The sequence below is a fragment of the Romboutsia sp. Marseille-P6047 genome (assembly GCF_900604535.1).
In the GTDB taxonomy this organism is placed as follows: Bacteria; Bacillota; Clostridia; order Peptostreptococcales; family Peptostreptococcaceae; genus Romboutsia_E.
Genome location: NZ_UWOT01000002.1, coordinates 177,638 through 203,621 on the forward strand (window position 1 = coordinate 177,638; position 25,984 = coordinate 203,621).

Consider the following 25,984-nt stretch of genomic DNA (forward strand, 5'->3'; position numbering starts at 1 on the left):
TTATGTAGATTAGAAAAAATGTGAAATTTTAAATAAAAAATAAAGGAAAACGTTGACAATAGATATTTCATATATTATATTTATACTGTAATTAAGTTAACTAAAGAGTTAATAAAACAACTGAAAAGTTTATGATAATTATTAAATTCTATAAAAATACTGAAAATAGAATGTGTAATTAGTTATATAATTAACTGTATAGTTAACTTTATATAATTAAATTAGGGGGTATCATATGTTAAAGAAGTTATATTATCCAAATCCTCAATTTATAAGAGAAAATTGGATAGATTTAAATGGACAGTGGAAATTTACTTTTGATGATGAAAATTTAGGGGAAATAAGTAAAGAATTTTTAAATGATGATTTTTATAAAATGAATATAATTGTTCCATATAGTTATCATACTAAAAATTCAGGTATAGGATTAAATGAAGATCATCAAATAGTATGGTATAAGAAAGATTTAAACCTAGAAGTTAAGAAAAATAAGAAGTACATATTAAACTTTGGAGCAGTAGATTATAAGTGTGATATATGGATTAATGAAAATCATATGTTTACTCATAAAGGAGGACATACACCTTTTAACTTAGATATTACTAATTATCTTAAAGAGGAAGGTAATTCAATAGTAGTAAAAGTTGAAGATAGAAATTCTTGTAGACAACCAATAGGAAAACAATCATGGAAGGATACAAACTTTTTATGTTGGTACACAAGAACTGTGGGTATATGGCAACCTGTATGGATTGAAGAAGTAGGTCAAAATTACATAACAAATATAAAAATGACACCAGATATAGATAATGCATCTATTGATTTAGATATATTTATAGGTGAAGATGATAATGATACAAGCCTTGTAGGAGAGATATATTTTGAAGATAAGCTAATCAATAAATTTACAACAATGTTCAAAGCACAAAGGAGTAGACTAAGTGTAGATGTAAGTTCTGAAAATCCTCATTTTAGACTAAATTTCTGGACTCCAAATACACCAAATCTATATGATATAAAATTCAAGTTATACAAAAACAATGAACTAGTTGACTCTATAGATAGTTATTTTGGAATGAGAAATGTAGAGTCTATAGGTAAAAAGATATATTTAAACAATCAAGAATTTTATCAAAAACTAGTACTAGATCAAGGATACTTTAAGGATGGTGGATTAACAGCAACTCCAGAAGAGTTAAAAGATGATGTACTTAAAATAAAGGAAATGGGATTCAATGGAGTTAGAAAGCATCAAAAAATTGAAGATAATAGATTTATGTATTTATGTGATACTTTAGGTTTAGTAATGTGGGCTGAGATGCCAAGTACATTTGAATATAGTAAAGAAACTAATGAAAATGTAACTAGAGAATTATATGAATTTATAGATAAGCATTACAATAATCCATCAGTAATAATATACACATTATTAAATGAGTCATGGGGAATTAATGAAGTATATAAAGATGTAAGACAACAAAACTTTGTAAATGCTTTAGTATATTTAACAAAATCATTAGATAGTACTAGATTAGTAGTAGGAAATGATGGATGGGAACATACAACAACTGATATATTAACGATACATGATTATAATTCTGATAAAGATACAATGAGAGAAAGTTATAAAAACATAAATGAAGCAGCAAATGGATCGCCATCAAGAACAAGTACAAGAAGATGTTATAGCAAAGGGTATGAGTATAATAATGTACCAATCATAATAAGTGAATATGGTGGTGTAGCATATGATACAAGTAAAGATGATGAAAAAGATGCTACATGGGGATATGGAGAAAGACTTATAGGAGAAGAATCAGTACTTAATAAGATTAAGGAATTAACAGAAGTAGTAATGGACATTGAAGATGTTTGTGGTTTATGTTATACACAGCTTTCAGATGTAGAACAAGAGATAAATGGATTGTTAGACCATAACCATGAATATAAATTTGATCCAAAGATAATAAGGGAAATACTAGAGTATAAACATAATTTAGGTTTTATTTTTAAATAAATTAAAGGGGGAAAAGAATAATGGAGAGTTCATTAAAAAATAATATAAGCACATCTGTAAGTAAAAAGGAGTACTTTGGATATTTTGCTTATGGATTTGGACAATGCTTTAGTTACGGATTAGTTGGTTCATTTATATTATTTTTCTATACTAATATATTAAAAATATCAGTTGCAGCAGCAAGTACAATATTTTTAATAGCTAGAGTTTGGGATGCAGTAAATGACCCAATGGTAGCAGGGTTTATGGATACAAGAAGAACAAAATCAGGTAAATTCAAAGGATATATGAAGTTTGCTCCACTTTTTGTAATGATATCAAGTATATTATGCTTCGTATCTCCAGACATATCTACAAGTGGTAAGGTTATATATGCTGGTATTACATATATATTATGGGGAACAGTTTATACAATATCAGATATACCATTTTGGTCATTATCAGCAGTTATATCAGATGATCCACAAGAAAGAACTAGCTTAGTAACTGCAGCTAACTTAGGAGTTTTTGCAGGTATAGGTATAGTTGGATCAGTATTACCTCCATTAGTTATAATGTTTGGAAAAGGTGACTTATCTAAAGGATATTTACTAGGTGTTATAGCTATAATGGTAGTTGGTTATGCATTTATGATGTTTGGATATTCTACTATAAGAGAAAGAGTAGAGCCATCTAAAGCAGAAAAAGTTGCAGTAAAAGATGTTGTAAATACTTTAAAAGCAAATAAACATTTATTCAAAATGTTAATAATATTCTTTATGAATTTATTTATGAATATTGTAAACGGAATGGTAATATACTTCTTTACTTATAATATGGGAAATGATGGACTTATGACTATATTTGGTATAGTAGGAACTGCAAGTGCGCTAGGGTTCTTCTTTATACCAATGTTAACTAAGAAGTTTAAGAAAAAACATATATTATTAGGAATTGCTTCAATTGATATAGCAGTAAGAGTAGCTCTTTACTTAATGGGGTACGATAATGCAACGTTATTAATGATAATGCTTGCTGCAACACAATTCTTACATGCATCTGCAGGTCCTATAATGTCTACTATGATAGCAGAAACTATAGAATATAGTGAAGTACAAACTGGCAAAAGATGTGAAGCTATAATATTTAGTGGACAAACATTTACTGGGAAACTTGCAGCAGCAATATCAGGAGCTTTAAGTGGAGCAGTATTAACATTTATAGGATATAATGCTAATGTTTCAGTACAATCACCAGAAACACTTAATGGATTATTCTTAGCTATATCTATAATTCCTGTATTAGGATCAGTTATAAGAATAATAGTACTATCTACATATAAATATACAGAAGACGAATATAAAAACGACTTAGAAATATTAAAAAATAGAAAAGCAATATAATATAAATCATAAGAAATAGATAAGAATTATTAAATATAACTCTTATCTATTTCTAGTTATATAAAAATGGGAGAGATAAATGAGTATACTAAAAACAGAATTTGGAATTGATAAAAACAAAAATAAAATATATGAATTTAAATTAGAAAATAAAAAAGGGAATTATATAACAGTTTTAAACTATGGAGCAACAATAAGAAATATAGTTATATCAGATAAAAATAGTGAAAAAGTTGATGTATGCCTTGGATATAAAACAATATCAGAATACGAAAATAATGATGGATACTTAGGAGCTGTTGTAGGTAGACATGCAAATCGTATAAAAGAAGGTAAATTTAAACTTAACGAAAAAGTATACAACTTGGCAACTAATGATAGAGGTAATCACCTACATGGTGGAGATAAGGGATTTGATAAACATATATGGGAATATGAAGTAAAGGATAACAAGCTAGTCTTAAAAAGAGAATCAAAACATTTAGAAGAAGGATATCCAGGAAACTTAATTGTAAAAGTTGAATATGAATTTAATGATGAGAATGAATTAATAATAAACTACGAAGGAAAAAGTGATGAAGATACTGTAGTAAATCTTACTAACCATACATATTTTAATTTAAATGGAGAAAGTAGTGGAACTATATTAAATCATACGTTAAGTTTAGAATCCAGTTATTATACTGAGAATGATGAAAAATGCTTACCGACAGGAGAAATATTAAGTGTAGAAAATACGCCTTTTGACTTTAGATGTGAAAAGCAAATTGGAAAAGATATTAATGATACATATGTACAATTAAAAAATGGAGTAGGGTATGATCATAACTATATATTAGATTCAAAGCAAGATTTAAAATATGCAGGCTTTTTATGTGGAGATGAAAGCAATATAAAAATGGATCTTTACACTACTTGTCCAGCAGTTCAATTTTATAGTGGGAATGTATTATCAAATCGTCTTGGAAAAAATGGAGTTAATTACAATGAAAGATACGGGTTATGCCTAGAAACACAGTATTATCCAAATGCATTAGAGCATAAGCATTTTCCATCTGTAGTATTAAAAAAGAATGATTTATTTAAGGAAAAGACAATTTATAAATTCTCATTAAAATAATATAAATTTAAATAGAAATATAAAAGATTCTAAAAGTTCATATTGAACTTTTAGAATTTTTTTTAGGACAAGCACCTAAAAATAATTTTTAAATATAATAATTAATAATTATATATAATTAGGTGGTGATTTATATTAAAACTGCAACTAATATAGGTAAATGTCCTGAATGTGGCGAACATGTTGACTTAAGAATATTTAAATCAAAAATGACAAGCATAGCTATAATAATATTATTAATTGCAGTATCATTATTAATATTAATAGGAGCTATATATGAACCAATGATAGAATTGGTATCAGTAATTATACTATTAGCATCTATATTATATTTTAAGTTATCATTAATATTGATATATGTATTGTTCTTTAAATTAGGATTATATATAGTACCAGCATTTCGATGTAAAAAATGTGGAGCATTAATTAAATTTTCTAAAGATGAATATGAAAATATTAAAGGAACAATAGAGTAAACATATATAGAAGGATAAACTATTTAATTTTTAATGGAATTATATTTACTAATATAAAATTTGAAAGTTTAGCAAGAATTAATATAAACTTAATGGATTATTAAAGTGTAAGGATATGCAAAAACAAAAATGCATATCCTTTTTATCTAATTTAGATAGTAATCAATAAAAATAAACTTTTTATTATTTAATAATTATAAAGTTACTGTATTAATTGACATGATAAAATAAAGGTGATATATTATATACCAAACGGTCGGTATAGAAAGGGTAGAAATTAATGACTAAAAATAGTACTAAGGAAAATTTAATTAAAGCTATGTATAAATTAATTGCTGAAGAAGGTTATGAAAAAGCATCTATAAACAAGATTTGTACATTAGCTGGTGTGAAAAAGCCAACATTTTATCATTATTTTAATTCAAAAGAAGAAGTATTTATTAATATAATTAAAGAAACATATCCATCTAACTTTGGTATTATTTTAGATGAAATAAAGTCTATTACATCAATTGAAGATTATAAAAAAGCATTATATGAGTATGGTGATAAGTTTATTGAATCATATGAAGAAGATATAGATATACGCAAAATTTGTGCTGAAATAGATTTACAAACAACTAGAATTGATGAAGCAAAAAAGATAGTAGATGAATGTGAAAATATTATAGCAGATAATTTGTACAAAATTGCTTTGCATGGTAGGGAAATAGGTGCATTTAGTAAAGAAGCAGACCTTAAAACATTTTCTCAAAATATACATAATATGATCATAGGTTTAGATAAATCATTTATTTGTAATATTAAAATTGATGCAAGAAAGATTTGGAGATTTAATATTGATGCTATGTTTGCACTTTGTAAGGAGATAAGATAATGAATCAAGAACATTTTGGAATAATGGAACCGAAAAAGTTATTTGCTAAGCTAGCAGTACCAAGTTTAATTAGTATGCTATTTTCATCTATATATATGATGGCAGATGGAATATTTGTTGGTAAAGTAATAGGAAGTAAGGCTTTAGCAGCTATAAATCTTGTATTTCCAATAATTATGATTGTTTTTGCATTTGGAGATATGATAGCATCAGGAGCAGCTGTAAAGATAGGGATTAAACTAGGTGAAAAGAAAGAAGAAGAAGCAAGTGAAATTTTCTCAGTAGCCATTTTATTTATATTCATTTTAAATATTGTTTTTGCAGCCTTAAGTTTAATTTTTGCAAGAGATATTATTTTTATTTTAATTAAAGATAAGCAACTTGCAGAGCATGCATATAAGTTTGCTTATGTTTTTATTTGGTTCTTACCAATTATAGCTCCTTTTTTTGCTATAGATAATTATTTAAGAATATGTGGTAAGGCTAATATGAGTATGTGGATAAATATAAGTGTATCAGTACTTAATATTATTCTAGATGCTATTTTTATAGGATATTTAAAACTAGGGATAGAATACGCAGCTCTTGCTAGTTCATTAAGTATGTCTATTGGAACAGTAATTTTAATATATCCTTTTATTATGAAAAAAGTAGTACTTAAATTTACAAAACCAAAAATAAAAATAAAAGAGATATTAGGAATTATTTACAATGGTAGTTCAGAATTTTTTAGTAATATTTCTGGATCTGTTATGGCAATTATTATGAATATTTTTTTACTTCATTTTGGTGGAGCAGTAGGAGTAGCGGCATATTCTATTGTTATGTATATAGAATCATTAATTGTACCAATGCTTTTTGGAATGATAGATTCTGTACAACCTGTTATTAGTTATAACTATGGTGCTAAAAATAATAAACGTATAATGACTTTTTTCAAAATAACTTGTACTGTAGCACTTACTATTTCTATTTTAACAATGATTATAATATTTGTATTTCCTAATTTTTTAGTTAGATTGTTTTCTTCTAAGTCAGACATAGCTGTCATAAACATGGCTAAGAAGGCACTACTTTTATATGCACCATCATATTTATTTATTTGGTTTATTATGACGGTAAGTGGATTTTTGACAGGACTTGAAAAAGCTACTTCATCTATTGTACTTATGTTAGCAGAGTCAGTAGTATTACCATTATTTATGACTTTAGTTTTAACTAAATTTATTGGTGTTTATGGAATATTTGTAACTCCAACAATTAGTGGGGCAATATCTGTAGTTGTTGCTCTTATTCTTTGGAGAAAATGTATCAAAAATGAAATGAACCTTTAATATAGGATAATAAAAAAGGAATAATTCAGAGACAAAATAAAGTAAAGGTAGCATAGCATTGCGACCTTTACTTTATTTTGTTTTTTAGTAAATCACGTATCTCTTCTAATAAGGCTATATCATCAGGTTTTGAAGGTTCACTATTTAAACTTATAGCATCTCCTTTTTTTATTTTATTTACCATCTTAACAAATAAAAACAATATAATTGTTATTAATAATAAATTCATTAAATTATCAATAAAACTTCCTATAGCAATAGAAGCACCACCATTTCCAATAGGTATTGTATAATCTTTATAATCACTAATTTTAAAGAAAATACTAATTATAGGCATAACTAAGTCAGAAACTACAGATGATATAACTTTAGAAAAAGTATTTCCTATAATAACACCTAAAGCAAAATCGATTACTTTACCTTTGGTAATAAAATTTCTAAATTCTACTAAAAATTCACTCATGATAATCCTCCGTATTAAAGTTATATAAATTTAATATGAGTAAATAATATACATTCTATTCTTATTTAAAATAATAAGATGAGTATAAAAATATATGTAAAATTAAGAAGTTAATAACTAGTATAATTGTCTAAGCTATATTATAATTGAACAATCGAACCTATTAACTATGAGGAGACTTTTATGAGAAATGACAAAAATATAAAAGATGTTATATTAATGATAATTGCTGGAATTATACTAATTTCAATAATTTATGGATTTATATTTTTTTTCGGAGGATCTATTTTATTATTATTTGGACTAAAATACGATAGTTTTTGGTCTTTGGCGAAGTTTTTTGGAGTATTATTGATTTTAAGTATACCAATAGATTTTATAGTGGTATGCTTTTTAAAGGTATTAAAAGAGATAAAAGGATTAACAGATATTCAACATAATATATTATATTTTATATTAGATATACCATTAACTATGATTATAATTGAATGTCAGAATACCTTATTAAAGGTGTTTCTTGTTCAATGTTAACTGCATTTATATTTTCTATAATAACTTATTTATTTAATTTATTTTTTAGATAAAAAGATAAGTGAAGAATAGCTATTATAATAAGAACTCTAATATGATAATTATATTGGAGTTCTTATTATAATTTATTTAGATTATATTAATTTGCAATATCTAATATCATATCTTCTTTTTTTGATTTTCTTGATAAAAATACAAAGAAAGATACACATAATATAATTTGAATTAAAGTAGATATTGGTGTTGCAAGACCTACTTTAAATAAAGATACAGGTTCTAGCTTACTCATTAAATATGATACAGGTATTCTAACGCAAAAAGCACCGACTATACCTTGAATCATAACAAATGTTGTTTTGCCACATCCATTGAAATATCCAACCATACTAAACATGATAGCAGTAAATAAACAGTCAACTCCATAAGCTTTCATATAATCCCAAGAAGCTAAAATAACAGCATCATCTTTAGAGAATATTCCTGAAAGTAAATTTCCATGTAAGAATGTAATATAAAACATTAAAACTCCACAGCATAAAGATGATAATACAGCATAGAATAAAACTTTTTTAGCTCTATCATACTTCATAGCACCATAGTTTTGTGCCACAAATGCAGATACTGATTGAGAGAATGATAATGGTATTAACATTATAAATCCAACCAACTTTTCAGCAACACCTATACCTGCTGATGCAATTACTCCCATTGAGTTACCTATCATCATAATTACTAAAAATGATAAGTTTACAAGGACATCTTGTAGAGCTATTGGAGCACCATATTTAATTATTTGTGAAGTTAAATTCTTATGGAACTTTATACTTTTTTTAGAAAACTCAAAAGGAAGTCCGCGTTTTTTTATTAATATTAAAGATAAAATTACACTAGTTGATTGAGCCAAAACAGTAGCACAAGCTGCACCTGTTGCTGCCATTTTAAATACACCAACGAATATTAAATCACCTATAATATTTGTTATACAAGCTATACCAACTGTTATAAATGGTGTTTTTGAATCTCCAAGACCCCTAAATACTCCTCCAATAACATTATAAGAAATTACGAAAACTGCACCCATAGCACAAATTCTTATATATGAAGTTGTATTATTAAAAGCTTCTGCTGGAGCATGCATTAAAGTTGCAATAGAAGGTGCAAAGCTAACAACAGTAATAGTTATAATTATAGCTAGAACAGCAAATATTGAAATACCACTTCCTACAACATTTCCTGCTTCTTCTCTTTTTCCTTCGCCAAGTTTTTGTCCTATTAATATAGTAACTCCCATAGTAAGTCCAGTAATCATTGATGTTATAGCAAGCATTACCTGACTTCCAGTTGAAACAGCAGATACATCAGCAGCATTACCAAACTGCCCAACTATAAGTAAATCTACAGCTCCATACATAGTCTGTAAAAACAGAGCCATTAGTATTGGTATTGTAAATTTTAATAAAGGTGAAAATATTTTACCTTCTGTAAAATTAGATACTTTTGTCATATATCAATCTCCTTACTTAAATTAAGTTTTGCACAAAACAATATTTATATAATATCTTATAGTCTAGAGATTAAAAATTATTCTAGACTATTTCTCATTTTATTAAGAACTTTATAAAACACTTTTATTTCTTCTTGTGTTAAATCATTAGATAATTTATTTTCAATTGAATCAATTGCATTAGAAATTTTCTCGTTAAGTTCTATAGATTTTTCTGTTAAAACTATTTTCTTTAAACGAGCATCTTTAGCAACAGGTATTCTTTGAATTAAATCACTTTTCTCCATATTATTTAGCATAAGACTAATAGATGAACGTTTTAAGTCGAATTGTTTTTCTAAGTCTTTTTGAAATATATCTTTACTTTTTTCTATATTAGAAATAAAATCTATTACATAAGCTTGAGATACAGTTAAATTATCATCTATTGCGTTAATTACAGCAGCATCCATCTTTCTTGAAATTATGTGGTTTATTTTACTAATATCAAGTCCTAGCTTTAATTTATCTTTATTTATCATAATATCACCTTTTTTAAATATGTTTTGTACTAAACTATAATACATAGTATATATATTTGTGTCAATAGTAATTATTAATTATATTATTAAATTAATGTAATTATATACAAAAATAAAATTCGAATTGGAGTATTTGGAGAATGAATGAGGTTACTAAGCAAAAAAACAAAAGATTACTTATAATGATAATAGGCAATATAATTTTAGGAATAGGAATAACATTATTTAGAAATTTAGGATTTGGGGTAGATCCATTTATGTCTATGACTATTGGAATAAGTAATAAGTTTTCTATTCAATTGGGGATTTTTCAAATGTGTCTTAATATAGGTTTGTTTGTAATACTTTTTTCACTTATAAAAAAATTAATGGGACTTGGAACAATTGTAAATATGTTATTTTTAGGCTATATGGTTCAATACTTTAGTTTTTTATATGGTGAATTTTTAGCTGCACCAAGTACTATACTAGGAAAGTTAATATTATTATTAGTTGCTTTATTAGTACAAGTAATAGGTATGTCGCTTTATATTACAGCGGATCTAGGAATTGCACCTTATGATTGTTTACCAATTATACTGTCAGAAAAAACTAGATTTGAATTTGGAATATGGAGAGTATTTTGTGATACTATTTGTGTTATACTTGCAATAGTATTTGGTGGAAGTATAGGTATAAGTACACTTATAATTGCATTTGGAACTGGACCATTAGTACAGTTCTTCAATAAATATTTTGAAAAAAAGATATTAAAAAAGAATATAGATATAAATTATATGATGAATGATGTATAAAAAGGTGCTAGGTTTATAGCGCTTTTTTTTTAAATTTTTATTTATTATAAATATATAAAAGATAATAGAGTATGAAATGTAAAATATATTTTCAAAAATTGTAATTAAATGAATAAAATGATAAGATTATAATATGAAAATTCTTATTTAGTATTATATTGTGAGGGGAATATTAATTAAATATGAAATCAGTATTTAACAAATTTGACAGTTATGTGTTAGTAATAAATTATAACGGGATATAGTTTTTGCAAATGATAAATTATTAAAAAGGTTAAAATATAAAGATGATTTATACAAGCTTAAACTAAAAGATATTTTATTAAATAAAGATGATTTTGATATAAATATGTTAGAAACATCAAAAGATATAAAAATTGATTTAAATTTTTACTCTAAAGATAAGGAAATAATAAAACTATATAGTAATATAAGTATAGATTACTTTGAAAAAAATGAATGTATATTTATAATATCTAAAGATATAAAATATAAATATTATACAATTGAAGACTTAGAAAACTTATTAGATAAATGTGAAGTTAAGGCATATATAAAAGATAAAAACTCAAGATATTTATATGTAAATAAAGCATTTGCAGGTATATTTCTAAAAAATAAAGACGATATAATAGGTTTATCTATGAGAGATTATGCAAATGAATGCTTAGTTAATGAATATGAATCTAGTGATAGAGAAATTATAAATTCAAGAGAAGATAGATCGTGTAATCAAAGAGGAAGATTAGGTAATGGTGAAGAGGTCTGGTATAATGCATATAAATCTCCAGTATATGATGAAGATGGAGAGTTTAAGTATATGGCATGTACACTAAGGGATATAACCTTAGAAAAAGTAGTAAAAGATGGGCTCTATAAAAACTATAATCAAATAACAAATTTAACAAATTTAGATACAGCTACATCAAATTTCATAGATATGAGCAATTTATTAAAAAGAATAGGTGAAAAAATTGTAGATCGAATAGGTGCAGATGGTCTTTCTATATTATTATATGATAAAGAAAAAAATGGTCTTATTCCATATACTGTCCTTAATGATGCGAAGAAAGCTTTTAAAAATATAGATTTTATACCAATAAAAAGTGAACAAGGATATGAAAGTATGGTAAATGGTAAATTTGAAGGGTTAACTAAAGTAGAGGATTCTTTAATAAAGTATGATGAAAATCCACAATATTTGCCAAATCTTACATATGTAGGTTCATATAGAATTAGACTTTATAATGAATTTATAGGTATCTTAAATATCTCATATAAATGCAAATGTACTCCAGTTTATAATCAAGAAGAGTTTATGAAATCTATATGTAATAGTATAGCTATGATAATTAAGAATAGTAGACTTTTACAAGAAGTAATATTAGAAAATGAAAAAAGAGAATCAACAGAGCAAGAATTAGAACTTTATTTAAGTACAGCAGTAGATTTAGTTTCTATTTTTGATGAAAATGGTAACTTTTTAAAAATAAATTCAAATTGGACCAAGTTATTAGGGTGGAGTGAAGATGAATTAATTAATCATTCATATAGAGAGTTTATGCATCCAGAGGATATAAAAGATAATATATATAGAATTGATATGTTAGGCACACCATATATGCACACTAATAGATATTTACACAAAAATGGTGAATATATATGGTTAGACTGGAGACTTAAATATGATGATGAAAAAAAGATAATTGTGGGAACGGCAAAGGATATAACCGAGAAGATGAATATAGAAAAACAAAAGAAAAAGTTAGAAGAGAAAGTTCATTTGGAAAGTATTAAAAATGAATTCTTTGCCAATATATCACATGAATTTAAAACTCCTATAAATATAATTTTAGGGACAATGCAACTAACGAAGAAAAACATAGAAAATAATAAATTAAATTCAGAAAGCTTATTTAAATATATAGATACAATAAGACAAAATTCATATAGACTTTTAAGATTGGTAAATAATCTTATAGATATAAGTAAAGTAGATATAGGATATTATAATTTAAATCCTTCAAATAATAATATAGTAAGTATCATAGAAGATATAACTCTTTCTGTAGTAGATTATGTGGAAGATAAAAATATAGAGCTTATATTTGATACAGATATAGAAGAAGTTATAACTGCTTGTGATCCGGATAAAATAGAAAGGGTAATACTTAATCTTTTATCTAATGCTATTAAGTACACTCCTAATAATGGAATTATCAATGTTAATATAACTTCAGATTTAGAAAATGTAATTGTATCAATTAAGGATAGTGGAGTTGGTATTCCATCAGATAAGTTAGATGTAATATTTGATAGATTTAGACAAGCAAATAACCTTTTAACTAGAAGATGTGAAGGTAGCGGTATAGGTTTATCTTTAGTAAAGGCAATAGTTGAAATGCATGGTGGAAATATACAAGTGTATAGCAATGTTAATAAAGGAACTGAATTTGTATTTAATATACCTATTAGATTATTAGATAAAGAAGATGAGCATGTACATAATTATGATAGTAAAGATTTTCATGTGGAAAAGTGTCATATAGAATTTTCTGATATATATAGTTTATAATAATTAAATTTATAGTGAAATGAATAAAAGTAGGATATCTCAAAATGATTTTTCAATCGTTAAAGGAGATATCCTTTTTTTATGTAATATGATAAATTAAAATTTGATGATAAATAATAAAAATTTATTGTTTATCGATAAGAAATTATTGTATTTATATAAAAAATATATTAATATATTTATATAAATTAAAAAAGGAGAGTGTAAAATGAAAAATAATTATTCTAAAATTTTAAATATTATAGTTTTAGTAGGTATATTATTAACTATAATGTTGTTAGCAGGTATTCCTTTTATATTAGGGGCACTTAGTAAAAGCGCAGATATAGGTATTGAATCAAAATTTATAGTAACGATAACTGGAGGGGTTTATATTTGTGCACTTCCTTATGTAGTTGCATTATTTAATTTAAGAAGATTATGTAAATATATTACAAGTAAAGATGCTTTTTCAAGAAGTATACCAAAGTATATAAATAATATTGCTTATTGTGCTTTTAGCGAAGTTATTATTTTTAACTTAATGAATATAATATTTTACTTTGCATTTGATATATATCTTTATGCAATTACTATTTTTAGTTGTGTTATAGTTTCATTCTTATCACTGGCAATAGGCGTGTTTGCACTTATTTCATCTAAATTGTTTGAAAGAGTCATAGAGATTAAAGATGAAAATGATAAAACTATTTAAGGAGGATATTATATGGCTATAATCGTGAATTTAGATGTGATGATGGCAAAAAGAAAAATGAGTGCAACAGAGCTTTCTAATAAATTAGGAATTACTATGGCTAATTTGTCTATATTGAAAAATAATAAAGCTAAAGCTGTGAGATTTACTACCTTAAATGAAATATGCAAGGTTTTAGATTGCCAGCCAGGAGATATTCTTGAGTATGTGAAAGATGATGAATAAGTTATTGATACATATTTTTAGTGGTAAAAAGGGATGAACTCTATGTGAGTTTATCCCTTTATTTTTATTTTATCAACTTAAGAAAACTTAAGAATTACTTATAAATTACTTAAGGTTTGTAAAATAGAATAAACTCATAAACAAATAAGTTAGTTAAATAAAAAGGAGAATATAAAAATGAAAAATGTATTAATAATATTTGGCGGAAAATCAAATGAATATGGGGTATCTTTAAAATCTGCTTCTGCTGTTATAGATAATATAGATAAAGAAAAATACAATCTTATGATGATAGGAATAACTCAAGAAGGAAAATGGTTAAGATTTAACGGAACAACAGATGAGATAAGAAATAATACATGGTTTAATAACAAAGACTGTAAAGAAGCATTTATATCACCATGTAGAAGTCATAAAGGATTTATAGAAATAGATAATTTTGAAACAAAAATAATAAAAGTAGATGTAGTATTTCCTATACTACATGGTAAGTTTGGAGAAGATGGAACACTACAAGGATTATTAGAATTATCAGGAATACCATTTGTAGGATGTAAGACTTTATCATCAGCAATCTGTATGGACAAGGCAATTGCTCATAACATAGTAAGCGAAGCTGGAATAAATGTAGCTAAATCAGTAACAATCTTTGAAGAATATGAAAATGTAGTTAATATAATAAAAGAAAAAAATATGAAAACTCCGCTATATATAAAACCTGCAAAATCAGGGTCTTCAATAGGTATAACAAGAGTATCAAATTTATCTGACTTATATGAAGCTATAGAAAAAGCATTTATTCATGATAATAAGATAGTAATAGAAGAAGCAATAGATGGATTTGAAGTTGGATGTGCAGTTTTAGGAAAGAGTGACCTTATAGTTGGTGGAGTTGATGAAATTGAATTATCAAGAGGATTCTTTGATTTTAATGAAAAGTACACTTTAGAAACATCCAAAATTCATGCACCAGCTAGAATTAGTGATACTAAGCTTGAGGAAGTAAAGAAAACTGCTATTAAAATATATAAATTACTTTCTTGTGAAGGAATGGCAAGAGTGGATATGTTTATTGATAAAAACGGAGATATATTCTTTAATGAAGTAAATACAATACCAGGATTTAGTGGAAGTAGTAGATACCCTAAAATGATGGACTTAATAGGGCTTAGTTACATTAAATTAATAGATAAATTAATTGAAGTTACATTAGTAAATGAACTAGTTGAAACTTTAAGTGTATAGGAAGTTTTATTATGAATGTATTAATAGATAAATATAAAAAAGATTCTTATTTACAAAATGAAGAATATGAAACTATAAAACTTACAAAGGAAGATTTATATTTAGGGAACTTAATATTAGTCAATCAAGGTAATGAATTTAAACAAAAGGGAGTAAAGCTACTCCCTATAGATAACTTATATTTTGAAATTTATTGTGATAAGCCAATATATGTTAGTCAAGAAATAATTAAACCACTGTTAAATTTAATTGATAGTATAAATGCAAGAAAGAAGCTTATAGCAGTTAGTGGATATAGAAGTGAAGAAGAACAAGAAGAAATATATAATAATTCAATATTAGAAAATGGAATAGAGTATACAAAAAAATATGTAGCAAGACCAAAAGAAAGTGAGCATCAAACTGGATTAGCAATTGACCTTGGAGAGATAGTAGAAAATGTAGATTTTATATGTCCATCTTTTCCTGACTATGGAATATGCAAAGATTTCAAAGATTTAGCTAAAGAATATGGATTTATAATGAGATATAAAAAAGATAAAGAAAACATAACAAATATATCAGAGGAAAAATGGCATTTTAGGTATGTAGGAACACCTCATGCAAAGTTGATTAATAAATATAATTATTGCTTAGAAGAGTATATAGACTTTTTAAAACAATTTAAATATAACACTAATCATTTAAAAATAGAAGAAAATAACTCAAAAATAGAGATATTCTATATTGAAATGAAAGGTAATGCAGTAGAAATAAATCTAGATAAACATAAAAAGTATAATATATCAGGAAATAATGTTGATGGTTTTATAATTACTTCATTTGAACATATGGAGACTAATTATGAACTATGAAAAAGTAAATGATAAAATAAGATTTGGTAATATAGACTTATTTAAGTTTATTGCATCAATACTTGTAATTACAATTCATACAGATCCATTAATTACTTATAGTGACTCTGCAAACTTTATATTAACTAGAATAATTTCAAGATTAGCAGTACCATTCTTTTTTATATCATCTGATATTTGTTTTCAATAAAATTAAGTGATGATAAATGTAACAATAATAAATCTTTATTTAAATATATAAATAAAGTATTTAAATTATATTTATTTTCAATAATTATTTATATTCCTATTAATTTATATAATGGTTACTTTAAGGAAAATAACAGTATATTAAGTATCTTAAAGGACTTAATATTTAATGGAACTATGTATCATCTTTGGTACCTTCCTGCATTAATATTAGGTATGATTATAGTTTATTTACTAATAAGTAGATTTGAACTAAAAAACACATTAATTATATCAATACTTTTATATATTGTAGGTTTATTTGGAGATAGTTATTATGGAATATCTAACAATATAAGTTTATTAAAACATACATATGATATTTTATTTTTAATATTTAAATATACTAGAAATGGTTTATTCTTTGCGCCTATATATATTACTTTAGGTTATAAATTATCATGTATGTATGATAAAACAAAGTAGATAAATTATTAAAAAAAGTTATTATTATTTATAATTTTCTTTTATTATTTTTGTAGAATCTACAATATTAAAAATATATAACATACCAAAACATGATAGTATGACAGTAATTTTTAGTAGCAGCTGTATATTTCTTATTTAAGATATGCTTACAATTTAAAAATATACAAATGAAAAACTTAAGACAACTAAGCTTATATATTTATATATTACATCCTATGATTATAGTTCTATCTAGAGTAATAGGAAAAATAACAAAACTTAGTTATTTTATTATAGATAATAGTTTAATTAATTATATTGTAGTAATTATACTGTCAATTTTAATATCAATAATATTAATAAATATAAAAGAAAATAAATTTTAATAGATAATAAGCAGAAAAAGAAGAAGAAAAGGGGCAAATGATGGATCAATATATTTGGACGGGTATTTGGATATTAACATCTAATATAGTAATAGCTCTTAAGATGTACTTAGTATTTTTAAGTATATTATGGATAACAAAAAAAAGAAAAATATTTAAATTAATGCAATCTATATTTGAAGTTATGTTACTTACATATACAATAACTCTATTGAAAATAACAGGGATAATAGGAATGAAGTTTTATTTTTCATATGTAATGAATGGCATGTATAACATGAATCTGATACCTTTTAAAGATGTATCTATAATGATGTTATTTCTAAACTTTTTATTATTTTTACCATATGGATTTTTATTACCATGTGTATTTAAAAAACTAAGAGTTAATGGAAAGAAAATTTTAATTATAGGATTTACTACTAGTTTTAGTATAGAATTATTACAATTATTTGGTGGAAGATTTGCAGAGATTGATGATATTTTAATTAACTCACTTGGAGCTTATACTGGTTTTATAATTTTTTCTTATATAAGCAAAATTATTAGTTATCGCAAAGATGGTGAACATATCCTAATAGAAAAGTCATAAATATTAATAAACAAGGAGATTGAAATGAGTAATATAGAAAATACAAATAAAGAAGGCCTAAGAGCATATAGAGAAATCAATCTTTCAAATTTAAAACACAACTTACTTCAAATAAAGTCATTAATAGATGATAACTGTAAAGTAATGGCCGTAGTAAAAGCTGATGCTTATGGACATGGTGCAGTAGAAATATCAATATATTTACAAAGATTAGGTATAAAACATTTTGCAGTAGCATGTATAGATGAAGCTATTGAACTTAGAAAAGCAGGTATAAAAGGTGAAATTTTAGTACTTGGTTATACTCCTATTTATAGTAAAAATGACTTAATAAGTTATAATATTTCTCAAACTATAGTTGATATAAATTATGCAAAAGAATTATGTAAATTAGAAGGTATCTTAGATGTTCATATTAAATTAGATACAGGGATGAATAGATTAGGTACAAAATTTGAAGAATTAGAAGAACTTATTAATATATATAAAAGTGAAAAATTCAATGTAAAAGGAACATTTAGCCACTTATCTAGAGCGGACAGTGTATTAGAAGATGATGTAAACTTTACAAATAATCAAATTAATAAGTTTTATGAGATAATAGATAAATTAAAAGAATGTAATATAGATGTAGGTAAAATACATCTTCAAAGTAGTTATGGTATTACAAATTATAAAAACTTAAAATGTGATTTAGTTAGACCAGGAATAATATTATATGGCGTTTCAAGTATGCCTAATGATAAAAAACTTAAAAAGTTAGGACTTAAACCAGTACTTTCACTAAAAACAAAGATTGCATCTGTAAAAGATGTTTATAAATCTGAAACTGTAGGGTATGGAAATAATTTTACAGTAACTAAAGATATGAAGATTGCTATAGCTACTATTGGTTATGCTGATGGATATCCAAGGGGGCTATCAAAATGTGATTTTGAAGTATTAATTAATGGACAAGTTGCTAAAATTATAGGTAATATATGTATGGACCAAATGATATTAGATGTTAGTGATATAGATAATATAAAGGATGGAGATACAGTTACCTTAATAGGTGAAGATAAGAAGTTATATATTTCAATAGATAAAATTAGTGAAGTAACTAATACTATTAACAATGAAACTTTAACAGCTATAGGAGATAGAGTTACGAAGATATACATTTAGCAAAAAATAATGTATAATTATGCATGTTATAAGGTGTATACTTAGAAAATTCTAAGTATACACCTTTCTTGATATTATAATATTTAAAAAGTAAACAATATAAGTTAGTAAGGAGCGAAATAAATTGAAAAATACAATACTTGTAGTAGATGATGAAGCAGAAATAAGAGATTTACTAGAGATATATTTATCCAATGAAGGTTATGATGTAATAAAAGCTAGTAATGGAGAGGAAGCTATTGAAATAGTTAATAATAATGATATAAAACTAATTGTATTAGACGTAATGATGCCTAAGATGGATGGTATAGAAGCTTGCAAGAGAATAAGAGAAAAAATGAATATACCAATATTAATGCTTAGTGCAAAGTCAGAAGATATGGATAAAATACAAGGAATTATGACTGGAGCTGATGATTATATAACAAAGCCATTTAATCCATTAGAGCTTACGGTTAGGGTAAAAGCACTTTTAAGACGAGCATATTATTTTAATAATAGAGAAGAAAATACAAGAGATAATATTATAACAATAGAATCATTAAAAATAGATAAAAGTAAACACATAGTAACTGTTGATGATATAGAAATACCATTAACATCAAGAGAATTTGATATTTTATATTTATTAGCTAGTAATAGAGGAAAAGTATTTAGTACAGAAGAAATATTCTCAAAGGTATGGAAAGAAAAATACTATCAATCTAATAATACTGTAATGGTTCATATGAGTAGAATAAGAGATAAAATAGAAAAACATATGAAAGGAAGTAAAGTTATTCATACAGTATGGGGGGTAGGATATAAAATTGAAAAATAAAGACAGAAATAATTATGTAATCAAAGTATATAAATATATTTTTGGTCAAGTAATATACTTAGCAGTAAGTGCTGCTATTGCTATTTTTACATTATTTATCTTACGTACCACTATAAGTGACTTTCAACATTTACCTATAATTAGACAACTGGTACATTTATTTTTATATATGAAAAATAATTATATTGGTGATTTTATTACATATTCAACTATAGTATTCATTTTAACTTCATGTATATATCTTATACTCACTCATAATAAAGTGAAAAATATAGCTCTATTAATGGAAAGTGTAGAGATAATGGCAAGTGGTGATTTAGATAAAAGAATAGATGTTAATTCAGATGATGATATAGGAGAATTATCAAGAAATATAAATCATATAATTGAGCAATTAGAAAATAAGACAGTAGAAGAAAGAAAAGCTCAACAAACAAAAACTGATTTAATAACTAATGTATCCCACGATTTAAGAACACCATTAACATCTATAATAGGATATCTTAACCTTATAGAAGAAGATAGATACAAAGATGAAGTTCAGCTTAGGTATTATACAAATATAGCTTATGAAAAGTCAAAGGATTTAAATATACTTATAAATGACTTATTTGAACTAACAAAATTACAAAATAATACATTACCTCTTAATAAGATTGACATTAACTTAGTAGAATTGGTATCTCAGGTAATATCATATTTGGGCTATCAACTAAGTGAAGTAAATATGGAAATAAGGCCTCAATTTTCTAATGATAAATTAATAGTAAATGCAGACCCTGATAAGCTTGTAAGGGTACTAGAAAACTTAATAAATAATGCAATTAAATATGGAAGTGATGGAAAATATATTGATATCATTACTAAAAAAGAAAGTAATAAAGCAGTGGTAGAGATAATTAACTACGGAGAACCAATACCACAATCAGATATACCATTTATATTTGATAGATTTTATAGAGTTGAAAAATCAAGAAATAGAAATGATGGAGGTTCTGGTTTAGGACTTGCTATTAGTAAAAATCTAATAGAAGCTCATAATGGAAATATTTTAGTTGAAAGTAATAGTAGTAAAACTTCATTTAAAATTATTTTACCAATAGAGTAAAAAATGAAAAAGACTGTAGATAGGTTTGTTTAAAGCAAATCTATTTACAGTGTTTATTTAATTCAAAGTTTATATAGTTACCAGTAAATACTTGGTCTAAATATTCAATTATTATAGGGTTTATAACTGTATATAGCTTAGATGAAAATTTATCTAAATAAATACCAGTTATTGGAGCTAACTTTATATGGAATCCATTGTCAACTAAGCTCATATTTATTTTAGTTAAATTATCTATTGCAGATTTTATTTGTGATTTTACATCTGTAAATTCTATTGAAGAATTATTTAGTATTGTATATAGTTCCTTTAAATCTATTTCTATATTTGAATCTTCATTATTTGTTATATTGTTTTCAAATGCTTTATGTATTACATAATAGAGTATTAGCTTTTCAAGTGTAGGTAGTTTAGTAGGTGATGAGTATATTATCTTAGGTAAATAAATTTGCATTAATATTCTCCTTAAAAGTATTTATAGTATGTAATGTAAGATATATTTTACTTACTTTAAATTAAGTAGTCAAGGTTATGAAAAAAGGGAAGAGTGTATATAGAAATCTGAAGATTAATTAAAGAATATAAAAATAGCTAGATTTTCAATAAATCTAGCTATTTTTATATTCTTAGTTTTCGTATTTAAAAGATGGGTCATCATTATAAGGATATACTTTTAATTCGCTACTTGATAAATCTTCTTTGTTCATATCAATTACATTTAGTTGACTATTTTTATAAGTTCTATAATAATAAATTCCTTTTTCTTGGCACATACAAGATGTATATTGAGTAATTTCATTTCTACCTTGTGGGTCAATTACTGTACCGCTTATCATAGCTACGTTACTTAATATATTAAAGAATTCAATTACACCAGCATTTTCATAATCACCTATAGTTACATGACTTTTTAAAAATGAAGTTTTTACAAATCTAGATTGGGAAGAAGAATCTCCAGGAAGTCCAAAAGCACCACTACCATTTCCTAAAGTAACTAACTCTAAATCACTCCATTTACGAGTATCTGGTCTACTTGTAGTTAATCCTGTATATTGAGTTAAATTTAATAAGTGCCAATCAAATGATGGTGCATTAGTTAATACTCCTACAGGATTGTCAAATACTTTAAGACCATCTTCAGTTTTTTCTATAACTAATGATTTTCCTGATTTATCAGTTACAATCCAGTGAAGAGTTGGAAGTGGAGTTTTTTCATCATATGCTTTACCAACGATATTTAAATTATCTAAATGAGGTCTTAACTCATCTAGAGTTTCAAAGTTTGATGTTATCCAAAGTATTAAATCATATGGCGGTATATTTTCCTTACCTTCTACCACATCCTTTGACCAATATGCAGCTGGAAAGTTAAGTCCTGCACATGCTAATCCCTTTTCATTTAGTGCTTCTGCAAATAATGGATGTTTTCCATTTAAACTTGCCATACCTATTACTGCATATTTAGTGTTTTTAATTTGCTCACTAATTTTATCCTCATATTTAAAGTTTCTTGGAACTAAAACAACAGATTGTCCAAATGTATATTCTAAGTCCATATTTCTACCAAATAGATGGTATCCATCATTAGTTTTTAATGTTAGAGACGTACACATAATTAAAACCCTCCAAATTATATATTTTATTTAGTATTAACAAATTTAGTATTACCAAAATAAAATCATTATATTTAAAATTGAATTTTTTAGATTTATGATATAAATGGAAGGTATTTTTACAAATTTTAAATACTATAGTTTGAAATTTATATTAGAATATAATGGTAATTTTGTGTAAAATATAATGTTAAAGTTAGATAAAAATGGTATTATATATATTAACAAAATACATAATCATAGGGGGACTTCAAAATGAGTAACAATTGTTTTTATTGTCAAAAAAATGAAGCATTAGATGAATTAATGATAGAAATATGCGAATTAGAAGCATCTACATTATATTTATTTAAGGAGCAAACATATAGGGGAAGATGCTTAGTAGCTTTTAATGGTCATAAAAATGAATTATTTGATTTAACTGATGAAGAAAGAGATTTATTTATTAAGGATGTAACTAGAGCTGCTAAAGCAATGAAGTTAGCATTTGATGTAAACAAAGTAAATTATGGAGCATATTCAGATAAAATGCCTCACTTACATTTCCACTTAGTACCTAAGTACGAAGATGGACCAGGATGGGGAGGCACTTTTGAGATGATGCCATCACCAAAGGTTCTTTTAAGTGAAGAAGAGTATACTCAATTAATAGATAAAGTAAGAGAAAACTTATAGTATATAATAAAGAAGCTAATTAAAGTAAAAGAAATATTTCTTTTATATAAATTAGCTTTTTTTATTTTTATAAAAAAATAATTTAAAAATTATATTATAAGTGAGTAATATAAATATAAATAGGGTAAAGATATATGTATAAATCATATATAATACTATGAAAGCAGAGGGATGATGACGTGGAAAATTTATTAAAAAATCAAAAAAGTTTAATGATAAGTTCATTAGGAAAAGATAACAATCCAGAAATAAGTTATGCACCATTTGTAATGATAGATAATAAAATTTATTTATATTTAAGTAAAGCTGCAAATCACTATTATAACTTAAGAGATAATCATAAGTGTAGTGTAATGATTATAGAAGATGAAAGTACATGTAAGACAATATTTGCAAGAACTAGAGTATCATTTGCTTGTGAAGCAAATATGATGGAGTCTGTTAGTGATGAGATATTTGCTAAATTTGATGAAGTTCATGATGCTAAAATGATGTCAATGTTTAAGAATATGGACTTTGATATGTTTGAACTTAATATAAAGTCTGGAAGACTTGTAAAAGGATTTGGACAAGCTTATGAAATTAAGTTTGTTGATGGAAAAGCAGAGTATACTCAAGTTACTGGAAATGGAAATCAAATGGGACATGGTATGTCTAGTGATAAGATGAAAGAAATGATAGGTCGTAAGTAAGAAAATATATTAAAATAACCACATCTTAGTATTTTAAATGTTATTGATTCTAAGGTGTGGTTATTTAATATGTCATAAACTTTATAAATATCTACACAATTCTTCTATTATAAGATATTGATACATTATTACTCGTTAATAGCTTCAATTCCTTGTTCTTTAAGCTTACGCAAATTATCCTTCATATTTTTAAGCATTTCTGGTGAATGTCCTTGCCAATCACTTATTTCCCCAACAACTTTCAATGGATAGGTAGTTCGATAAGAACGAGTTGGATTGCCAGGAAATTTTTTATCAGTTAAATTAGGGTCATCTTCAAATTCACCAGTAGGTTCAACAATATATATTTTTTCAGTATTATCACCAAGTGCTAGTTCTGCTCCCCAGATTGCTGCATCTAAGGTTGCTGTCATATAAACAAAATTAGCTTTTTTACGTTTACCGTAATTAGATTTAAATCCTGTTTTAATTAAGTCCCCTATTTTAAGATTAGCCTTAGTTCCGTGGTAAAAAGGACCTTCATCTAAAATTAAATCTGATTTATTTTGAATATGTGTTTTATTTTTAATACTCATAAAATATCTCCTTATATTTTTAATATAGTCATATTATCTTAGTTTATATTTCATAAAAATTGTAGACTTAAGTTTTCATTTTATATCTGATATAATTAAAGTAGAAGGAGAACTTTACTAAATAGTAGTGAATTTCTTTTTTTATTTATATCAATTTTAACTAGAAATAATTTTATTTATAAATTCATTTTATGTAGCTATAGAAAAATATTCATAAGATGTGTTATAGTGGATGTATCTGATAAATATAGATAAAAATAGAAAGTTTATTAATGATATATCAATATAGAGTTAAATTGAAAGGGATATTTAATATGCAAAATCTTACAATAAATCAAGCCATGCTAAAAGTAGCAGAATTGGAAAGAAATTATAGATACAAATTACCTAATCTTTTAAACAAAAAGAAGGCTAGCATAACTTATATACTAGAATCTAATGGAAGTAGATTTGATTGTGATGAAAAAATTGATTTTAAAGCAGAGTTAGATGAATTAATGCTTTTATCTAAAGAAATAGAAACACTAAAAACAGCAATAGCTTACGCAAATAATACTACTGAAATAGAAGTATTAGAAAGTAAAATAAGCATTCAAGGAGCCTTAAATAAGGTGAAACTAAAAAGAGAATTAGCTTTTCAACTTGAAAATCTACTTGAGAATGTTAAAGTTAACAAAGAAAGAAAAGTAGATGCTGCTGCAACTTCTGTATATTACAAGATTACTGAGTTGAATTTTGATAGAAAAGAAATGGAGAAATTAGTAAAAGACCTAAATGAAGATGTTTTAGAATTAGAAATTGCTATAAACAAAGCTAATAATGAAACATTTATACAATTTTAGTTGATTATTATAATATGAGGTGAAAACCTCATATTTATAATAAAATATGCTTTGATGGATAAAAGTTATACAATTTTTAGCTTTAATAGCTTTCAAACAGGAAATAAGAATTATATTAAGTACAAATATCAAGGATTTTACAATTTACAAATATCAAGTTATTTAAAATTTAAACTTACAATTAAAATTTAAACTTACAATTAAAACTTAAATATCATAATTTAATTATTAATTATTAATAATTAAATAAATCCATCAAGCATATG

Annotated in this window: 28 protein-coding genes; 22 read left to right on the forward strand and 6 right to left on the reverse strand. The window is 25.1% G+C overall.

The annotated features are described in order from the left end of the window. Positions 1-235 precede the first annotated feature (235 nt). From EIH23_RS02745 to EIH23_RS02770, 6 genes are all read left to right on the forward strand, one after another. Complete coding sequence (locus tag EIH23_RS02745; protein WP_122638690.1) at positions 236-2,017, forward strand: sugar-binding domain-containing protein; 1,782 nt, start codon at positions 236-238, stop codon at positions 2,015-2,017. A gap of 20 nt (positions 2,018-2,037) precedes the next feature. Continuing rightward, on the forward strand, positions 2,038-3,399 hold the full coding sequence (locus EIH23_RS02750) for an MFS transporter (RefSeq protein ID WP_122638691.1): 1,362 nt from the start codon (positions 2,038-2,040) through the stop codon (positions 3,397-3,399). Between the two features lie 79 nt (positions 3,400-3,478). Further along, the gene (locus tag EIH23_RS02755; RefSeq protein ID WP_122638692.1) at positions 3,479-4,519 is read left to right on the forward strand and encodes an aldose epimerase family protein; all 1,041 of its coding nucleotides are present in this window, start codon (positions 3,479-3,481) and stop codon (positions 4,517-4,519) included. Positions 4,520-4,644: 125 nt separating this feature from the next. Next, positions 4,645-4,995, forward strand: a complete 351-nt coding sequence (locus tag EIH23_RS02760; RefSeq protein WP_122638693.1) for a hypothetical protein — start codon at positions 4,645-4,647, stop codon at positions 4,993-4,995. Between the two features lie 280 nt (positions 4,996-5,275). Continuing rightward, complete coding sequence (locus EIH23_RS02765) at positions 5,276-5,872, forward strand: TetR/AcrR family transcriptional regulator (RefSeq protein ID WP_122638694.1); 597 nt, start codon at positions 5,276-5,278, stop codon at positions 5,870-5,872. After that, positions 5,872-7,206 carry an MATE family efflux transporter gene (locus EIH23_RS02770; RefSeq protein WP_122638695.1) on the forward strand — a complete coding sequence of 445 codons (1,335 nt, stop codon included), beginning with the start codon at positions 5,872-5,874 and terminating at the stop codon, positions 7,204-7,206. The genes EIH23_RS02765 and EIH23_RS02770 overlap by 1 nt, the downstream gene beginning before the upstream one ends. Positions 7,207-7,273: 67 nt before the next feature. Here the strand turns inward: EIH23_RS02770 and mscL are convergent, their stop codons facing one another. Continuing rightward, entirely contained in the window at positions 7,274-7,669 is a 396-nt protein-coding gene (gene mscL, locus EIH23_RS02775) for a large conductance mechanosensitive channel protein MscL (protein WP_122638696.1), read from the reverse strand. Between the two features lie 183 nt (positions 7,670-7,852). On the opposite strand from mscL, the gene EIH23_RS02780 reads away from it, so the two are divergent. Beyond that, entirely contained in the window at positions 7,853-8,200 is a 348-nt protein-coding gene (locus EIH23_RS02780; RefSeq protein WP_122638697.1) for a YrvL family regulatory protein, read from the forward strand. Positions 8,201-8,339: 139 nt separating this feature from the next. Here the strand turns inward: EIH23_RS02780 and EIH23_RS02785 are convergent, their stop codons facing one another. Continuing rightward, positions 8,340-9,704 carry an MATE family efflux transporter gene (locus tag EIH23_RS02785; RefSeq protein ID WP_122638698.1) on the reverse strand — a complete coding sequence of 455 codons (1,365 nt, stop codon included), beginning with the start codon at positions 9,702-9,704 and terminating at the stop codon, positions 8,340-8,342. Between the two features lie 77 nt (positions 9,705-9,781). Continuing rightward, entirely contained in the window at positions 9,782-10,225 is a 444-nt protein-coding gene (locus tag EIH23_RS02790; protein ID WP_122638699.1) for a MarR family winged helix-turn-helix transcriptional regulator, read from the reverse strand. A 140-nt stretch (positions 10,226-10,365) separates the two neighbouring features. Between EIH23_RS02790 and EIH23_RS02795 the strand changes: the two genes are divergently transcribed. From EIH23_RS02795 to EIH23_RS02850, 12 genes are all read left to right on the forward strand, one after another. Next, the gene (locus tag EIH23_RS02795) at positions 10,366-11,019 is read left to right on the forward strand and encodes a YczE/YyaS/YitT family protein (RefSeq protein ID WP_122638700.1); all 654 of its coding nucleotides are present in this window, start codon (positions 10,366-10,368) and stop codon (positions 11,017-11,019) included. A gap of 349 nt (positions 11,020-11,368) precedes the next feature. Further along, positions 11,369-13,594 carry a sensor histidine kinase gene (locus tag EIH23_RS02800; protein ID WP_122638701.1) on the forward strand — a complete coding sequence of 742 codons (2,226 nt, stop codon included), beginning with the start codon at positions 11,369-11,371 and terminating at the stop codon, positions 13,592-13,594. Positions 13,595-13,802: 208 nt separating this feature from the next. Beyond that, positions 13,803-14,288: a DUF2975 domain-containing protein gene (locus EIH23_RS02805; protein ID WP_122638702.1), complete on the forward strand. Its 486-nt coding sequence runs from the start codon at positions 13,803-13,805 to the stop codon at positions 14,286-14,288. Between the two features lie 12 nt (positions 14,289-14,300). Continuing rightward, positions 14,301-14,513, forward strand: coding sequence for a helix-turn-helix domain-containing protein (locus EIH23_RS02810; RefSeq protein WP_122638703.1), 213 nt, complete (start codon positions 14,301-14,303; stop codon positions 14,511-14,513). 177 nt (positions 14,514-14,690) lie between these two features. Then, positions 14,691-15,758, forward strand: a complete 1,068-nt coding sequence (gene vanG, locus EIH23_RS02815) for a D-alanine--D-serine ligase VanG (RefSeq protein ID WP_442970275.1) — start codon at positions 14,691-14,693, stop codon at positions 15,756-15,758. An 11-nt stretch (positions 15,759-15,769) separates the two neighbouring features. Then, complete coding sequence (locus EIH23_RS02820; RefSeq protein ID WP_122638705.1) at positions 15,770-16,612, forward strand: D-alanyl-D-alanine carboxypeptidase family protein; 843 nt, start codon at positions 15,770-15,772, stop codon at positions 16,610-16,612. Beyond that, positions 16,602-16,802 (forward strand): hypothetical protein, encoded by a 201-nt coding sequence (locus EIH23_RS02825; protein ID WP_122638706.1) that lies wholly within the window; start codon positions 16,602-16,604, stop codon positions 16,800-16,802. The genes EIH23_RS02820 and EIH23_RS02825 overlap by 11 nt, the downstream gene beginning before the upstream one ends. Further along, positions 16,790-17,266, forward strand: a complete 477-nt coding sequence (locus EIH23_RS17150; protein ID WP_122638707.1) for an acyltransferase family protein — start codon at positions 16,790-16,792, stop codon at positions 17,264-17,266. Before EIH23_RS02825 ends, EIH23_RS17150 begins: the two co-directional genes overlap by 13 nt. 408 nt (positions 17,267-17,674) lie before the next feature. After that, positions 17,675-18,226, forward strand: a complete 552-nt coding sequence (locus tag EIH23_RS02835; protein WP_164488964.1) for a VanZ family protein — start codon at positions 17,675-17,677, stop codon at positions 18,224-18,226. 24 nt (positions 18,227-18,250) lie between these two features. Then, positions 18,251-19,393, forward strand: a complete 1,143-nt coding sequence (gene vanT / locus EIH23_RS02840) for a serine racemase VanT catalytic subunit (RefSeq protein ID WP_122638709.1) — start codon at positions 18,251-18,253, stop codon at positions 19,391-19,393. A 124-nt stretch (positions 19,394-19,517) separates the two neighbouring features. Continuing rightward, a complete protein-coding gene (locus EIH23_RS02845) occupies positions 19,518-20,213 on the forward strand; it encodes a response regulator transcription factor (protein WP_122638710.1) in 696 nt (231 codons plus the stop codon). Beyond that, positions 20,203-21,321 carry a sensor histidine kinase gene (locus EIH23_RS02850; RefSeq protein ID WP_243113306.1) on the forward strand — a complete coding sequence of 373 codons (1,119 nt, stop codon included), beginning with the start codon at positions 20,203-20,205 and terminating at the stop codon, positions 21,319-21,321. The genes EIH23_RS02845 and EIH23_RS02850 overlap by 11 nt, the downstream gene beginning before the upstream one ends. 40 nt (positions 21,322-21,361) lie before the next feature. On the opposite strand, the gene EIH23_RS02855 is transcribed toward EIH23_RS02850, so the two are convergent. Next, entirely contained in the window at positions 21,362-21,775 is a 414-nt protein-coding gene (locus tag EIH23_RS02855; protein ID WP_122638711.1) for a hypothetical protein, read from the reverse strand. A gap of 172 nt (positions 21,776-21,947) precedes the next feature. Continuing rightward, positions 21,948-22,934 (reverse strand): choloylglycine hydrolase, encoded by a 987-nt coding sequence (gene bsh, locus EIH23_RS02860; RefSeq protein WP_122638712.1) that lies wholly within the window; start codon positions 22,932-22,934, stop codon positions 21,948-21,950. A gap of 255 nt (positions 22,935-23,189) precedes the next feature. On the opposite strand from bsh, the gene EIH23_RS02865 reads away from it, so the two are divergent. Next, positions 23,190-23,609: an HIT family protein gene (locus tag EIH23_RS02865; RefSeq protein WP_122638713.1), complete on the forward strand. Its 420-nt coding sequence runs from the start codon at positions 23,190-23,192 to the stop codon at positions 23,607-23,609. Positions 23,610-23,788: 179 nt separating this feature from the next. Beyond that, positions 23,789-24,301: a HugZ family pyridoxamine 5'-phosphate oxidase gene (locus EIH23_RS02870; RefSeq protein ID WP_122638714.1), complete on the forward strand. Its 513-nt coding sequence runs from the start codon at positions 23,789-23,791 to the stop codon at positions 24,299-24,301. 128 nt (positions 24,302-24,429) lie between these two features. On the opposite strand, the gene arr is transcribed toward EIH23_RS02870, so the two are convergent. Beyond that, positions 24,430-24,876 (reverse strand): NAD(+)--rifampin ADP-ribosyltransferase, encoded by a 447-nt coding sequence (gene arr, locus EIH23_RS02875; protein WP_122638715.1) that lies wholly within the window; start codon positions 24,874-24,876, stop codon positions 24,430-24,432. A gap of 314 nt (positions 24,877-25,190) precedes the next feature. Between arr and EIH23_RS02880 the strand changes: the two genes are divergently transcribed. Continuing rightward, a complete protein-coding gene (locus tag EIH23_RS02880; RefSeq protein WP_122638716.1) occupies positions 25,191-25,718 on the forward strand; it encodes a hypothetical protein in 528 nt (175 codons plus the stop codon). Positions 25,719-25,984 lie beyond the last annotated feature (266 nt).

Excerpts from the sequence above, each read along its gene's own strand:
- EIH23_RS02745 (WP_122638690.1), top strand. The coding sequence starts at position 236 with ATGTTAAAGAAGTTATATTATCCAAATCCTCAATTTATAAGAGAAAAT.
- EIH23_RS02750 (WP_122638691.1), top strand. The coding sequence starts at position 2,038 with ATGGAGAGTTCATTAAAAAATAATATAAGCACATCTGTAAGTAAAAAG.
- EIH23_RS02755 (WP_122638692.1), top strand. The coding sequence starts at position 3,479 with ATGAGTATACTAAAAACAGAATTTGGAATTGATAAAAACAAAAATAAA.
- EIH23_RS02765 (WP_122638694.1), top strand. The coding sequence starts at position 5,276 with ATGACTAAAAATAGTACTAAGGAAAATTTAATTAAAGCTATGTATAAA.
- EIH23_RS02770 (WP_122638695.1), top strand. The coding sequence starts at position 5,872 with ATGAATCAAGAACATTTTGGAATAATGGAACCGAAAAAGTTATTTGCT.
- mscL (WP_122638696.1), bottom strand. The coding sequence starts at position 7,669 with ATGAGTGAATTTTTAGTAGAATTTAGAAATTTTATTACCAAAGGTAAA.
- EIH23_RS02780 (WP_122638697.1), top strand. The coding sequence starts at position 7,853 with ATGAGAAATGACAAAAATATAAAAGATGTTATATTAATGATAATTGCT.
- EIH23_RS02785 (WP_122638698.1), bottom strand. The coding sequence starts at position 9,704 with ATGACAAAAGTATCTAATTTTACAGAAGGTAAAATATTTTCACCTTTA.
- EIH23_RS02790 (WP_122638699.1), bottom strand. The coding sequence starts at position 10,225 with ATGATAAATAAAGATAAATTAAAGCTAGGACTTGATATTAGTAAAATA.
- EIH23_RS02795 (WP_122638700.1), top strand. The coding sequence starts at position 10,366 with ATGAATGAGGTTACTAAGCAAAAAAACAAAAGATTACTTATAATGATA.
- EIH23_RS02800 (WP_122638701.1), top strand. The coding sequence starts at position 11,369 with ATGTTAGAAACATCAAAAGATATAAAAATTGATTTAAATTTTTACTCT.
- EIH23_RS02805 (WP_122638702.1), top strand. The coding sequence starts at position 13,803 with ATGAAAAATAATTATTCTAAAATTTTAAATATTATAGTTTTAGTAGGT.
- EIH23_RS02810 (WP_122638703.1), top strand. The coding sequence starts at position 14,301 with ATGGCTATAATCGTGAATTTAGATGTGATGATGGCAAAAAGAAAAATG.
- vanG (WP_442970275.1), top strand. The coding sequence starts at position 14,691 with ATGAAAAATGTATTAATAATATTTGGCGGAAAATCAAATGAATATGGG.
- EIH23_RS02820 (WP_122638705.1), top strand. The coding sequence starts at position 15,770 with ATGAATGTATTAATAGATAAATATAAAAAAGATTCTTATTTACAAAAT.
- EIH23_RS02825 (WP_122638706.1), top strand. The coding sequence starts at position 16,602 with ATGAACTATGAAAAAGTAAATGATAAAATAAGATTTGGTAATATAGAC.
- EIH23_RS02835 (WP_164488964.1), top strand. The coding sequence starts at position 17,675 with ATGGATCAATATATTTGGACGGGTATTTGGATATTAACATCTAATATA.
- vanT (WP_122638709.1), top strand. The coding sequence starts at position 18,251 with ATGAGTAATATAGAAAATACAAATAAAGAAGGCCTAAGAGCATATAGA.
- EIH23_RS02855 (WP_122638711.1), bottom strand. The coding sequence starts at position 21,775 with ATGCAAATTTATTTACCTAAGATAATATACTCATCACCTACTAAACTA.
- bsh (WP_122638712.1), bottom strand. The coding sequence starts at position 22,934 with ATGTGTACGTCTCTAACATTAAAAACTAATGATGGATACCATCTATTT.
- EIH23_RS02865 (WP_122638713.1), top strand. The coding sequence starts at position 23,190 with ATGAGTAACAATTGTTTTTATTGTCAAAAAAATGAAGCATTAGATGAA.
- arr (WP_122638715.1), bottom strand. The coding sequence starts at position 24,876 with ATGAGTATTAAAAATAAAACACATATTCAAAATAAATCAGATTTAATT.
- EIH23_RS02880 (WP_122638716.1), top strand. The coding sequence starts at position 25,191 with ATGCAAAATCTTACAATAAATCAAGCCATGCTAAAAGTAGCAGAATTG.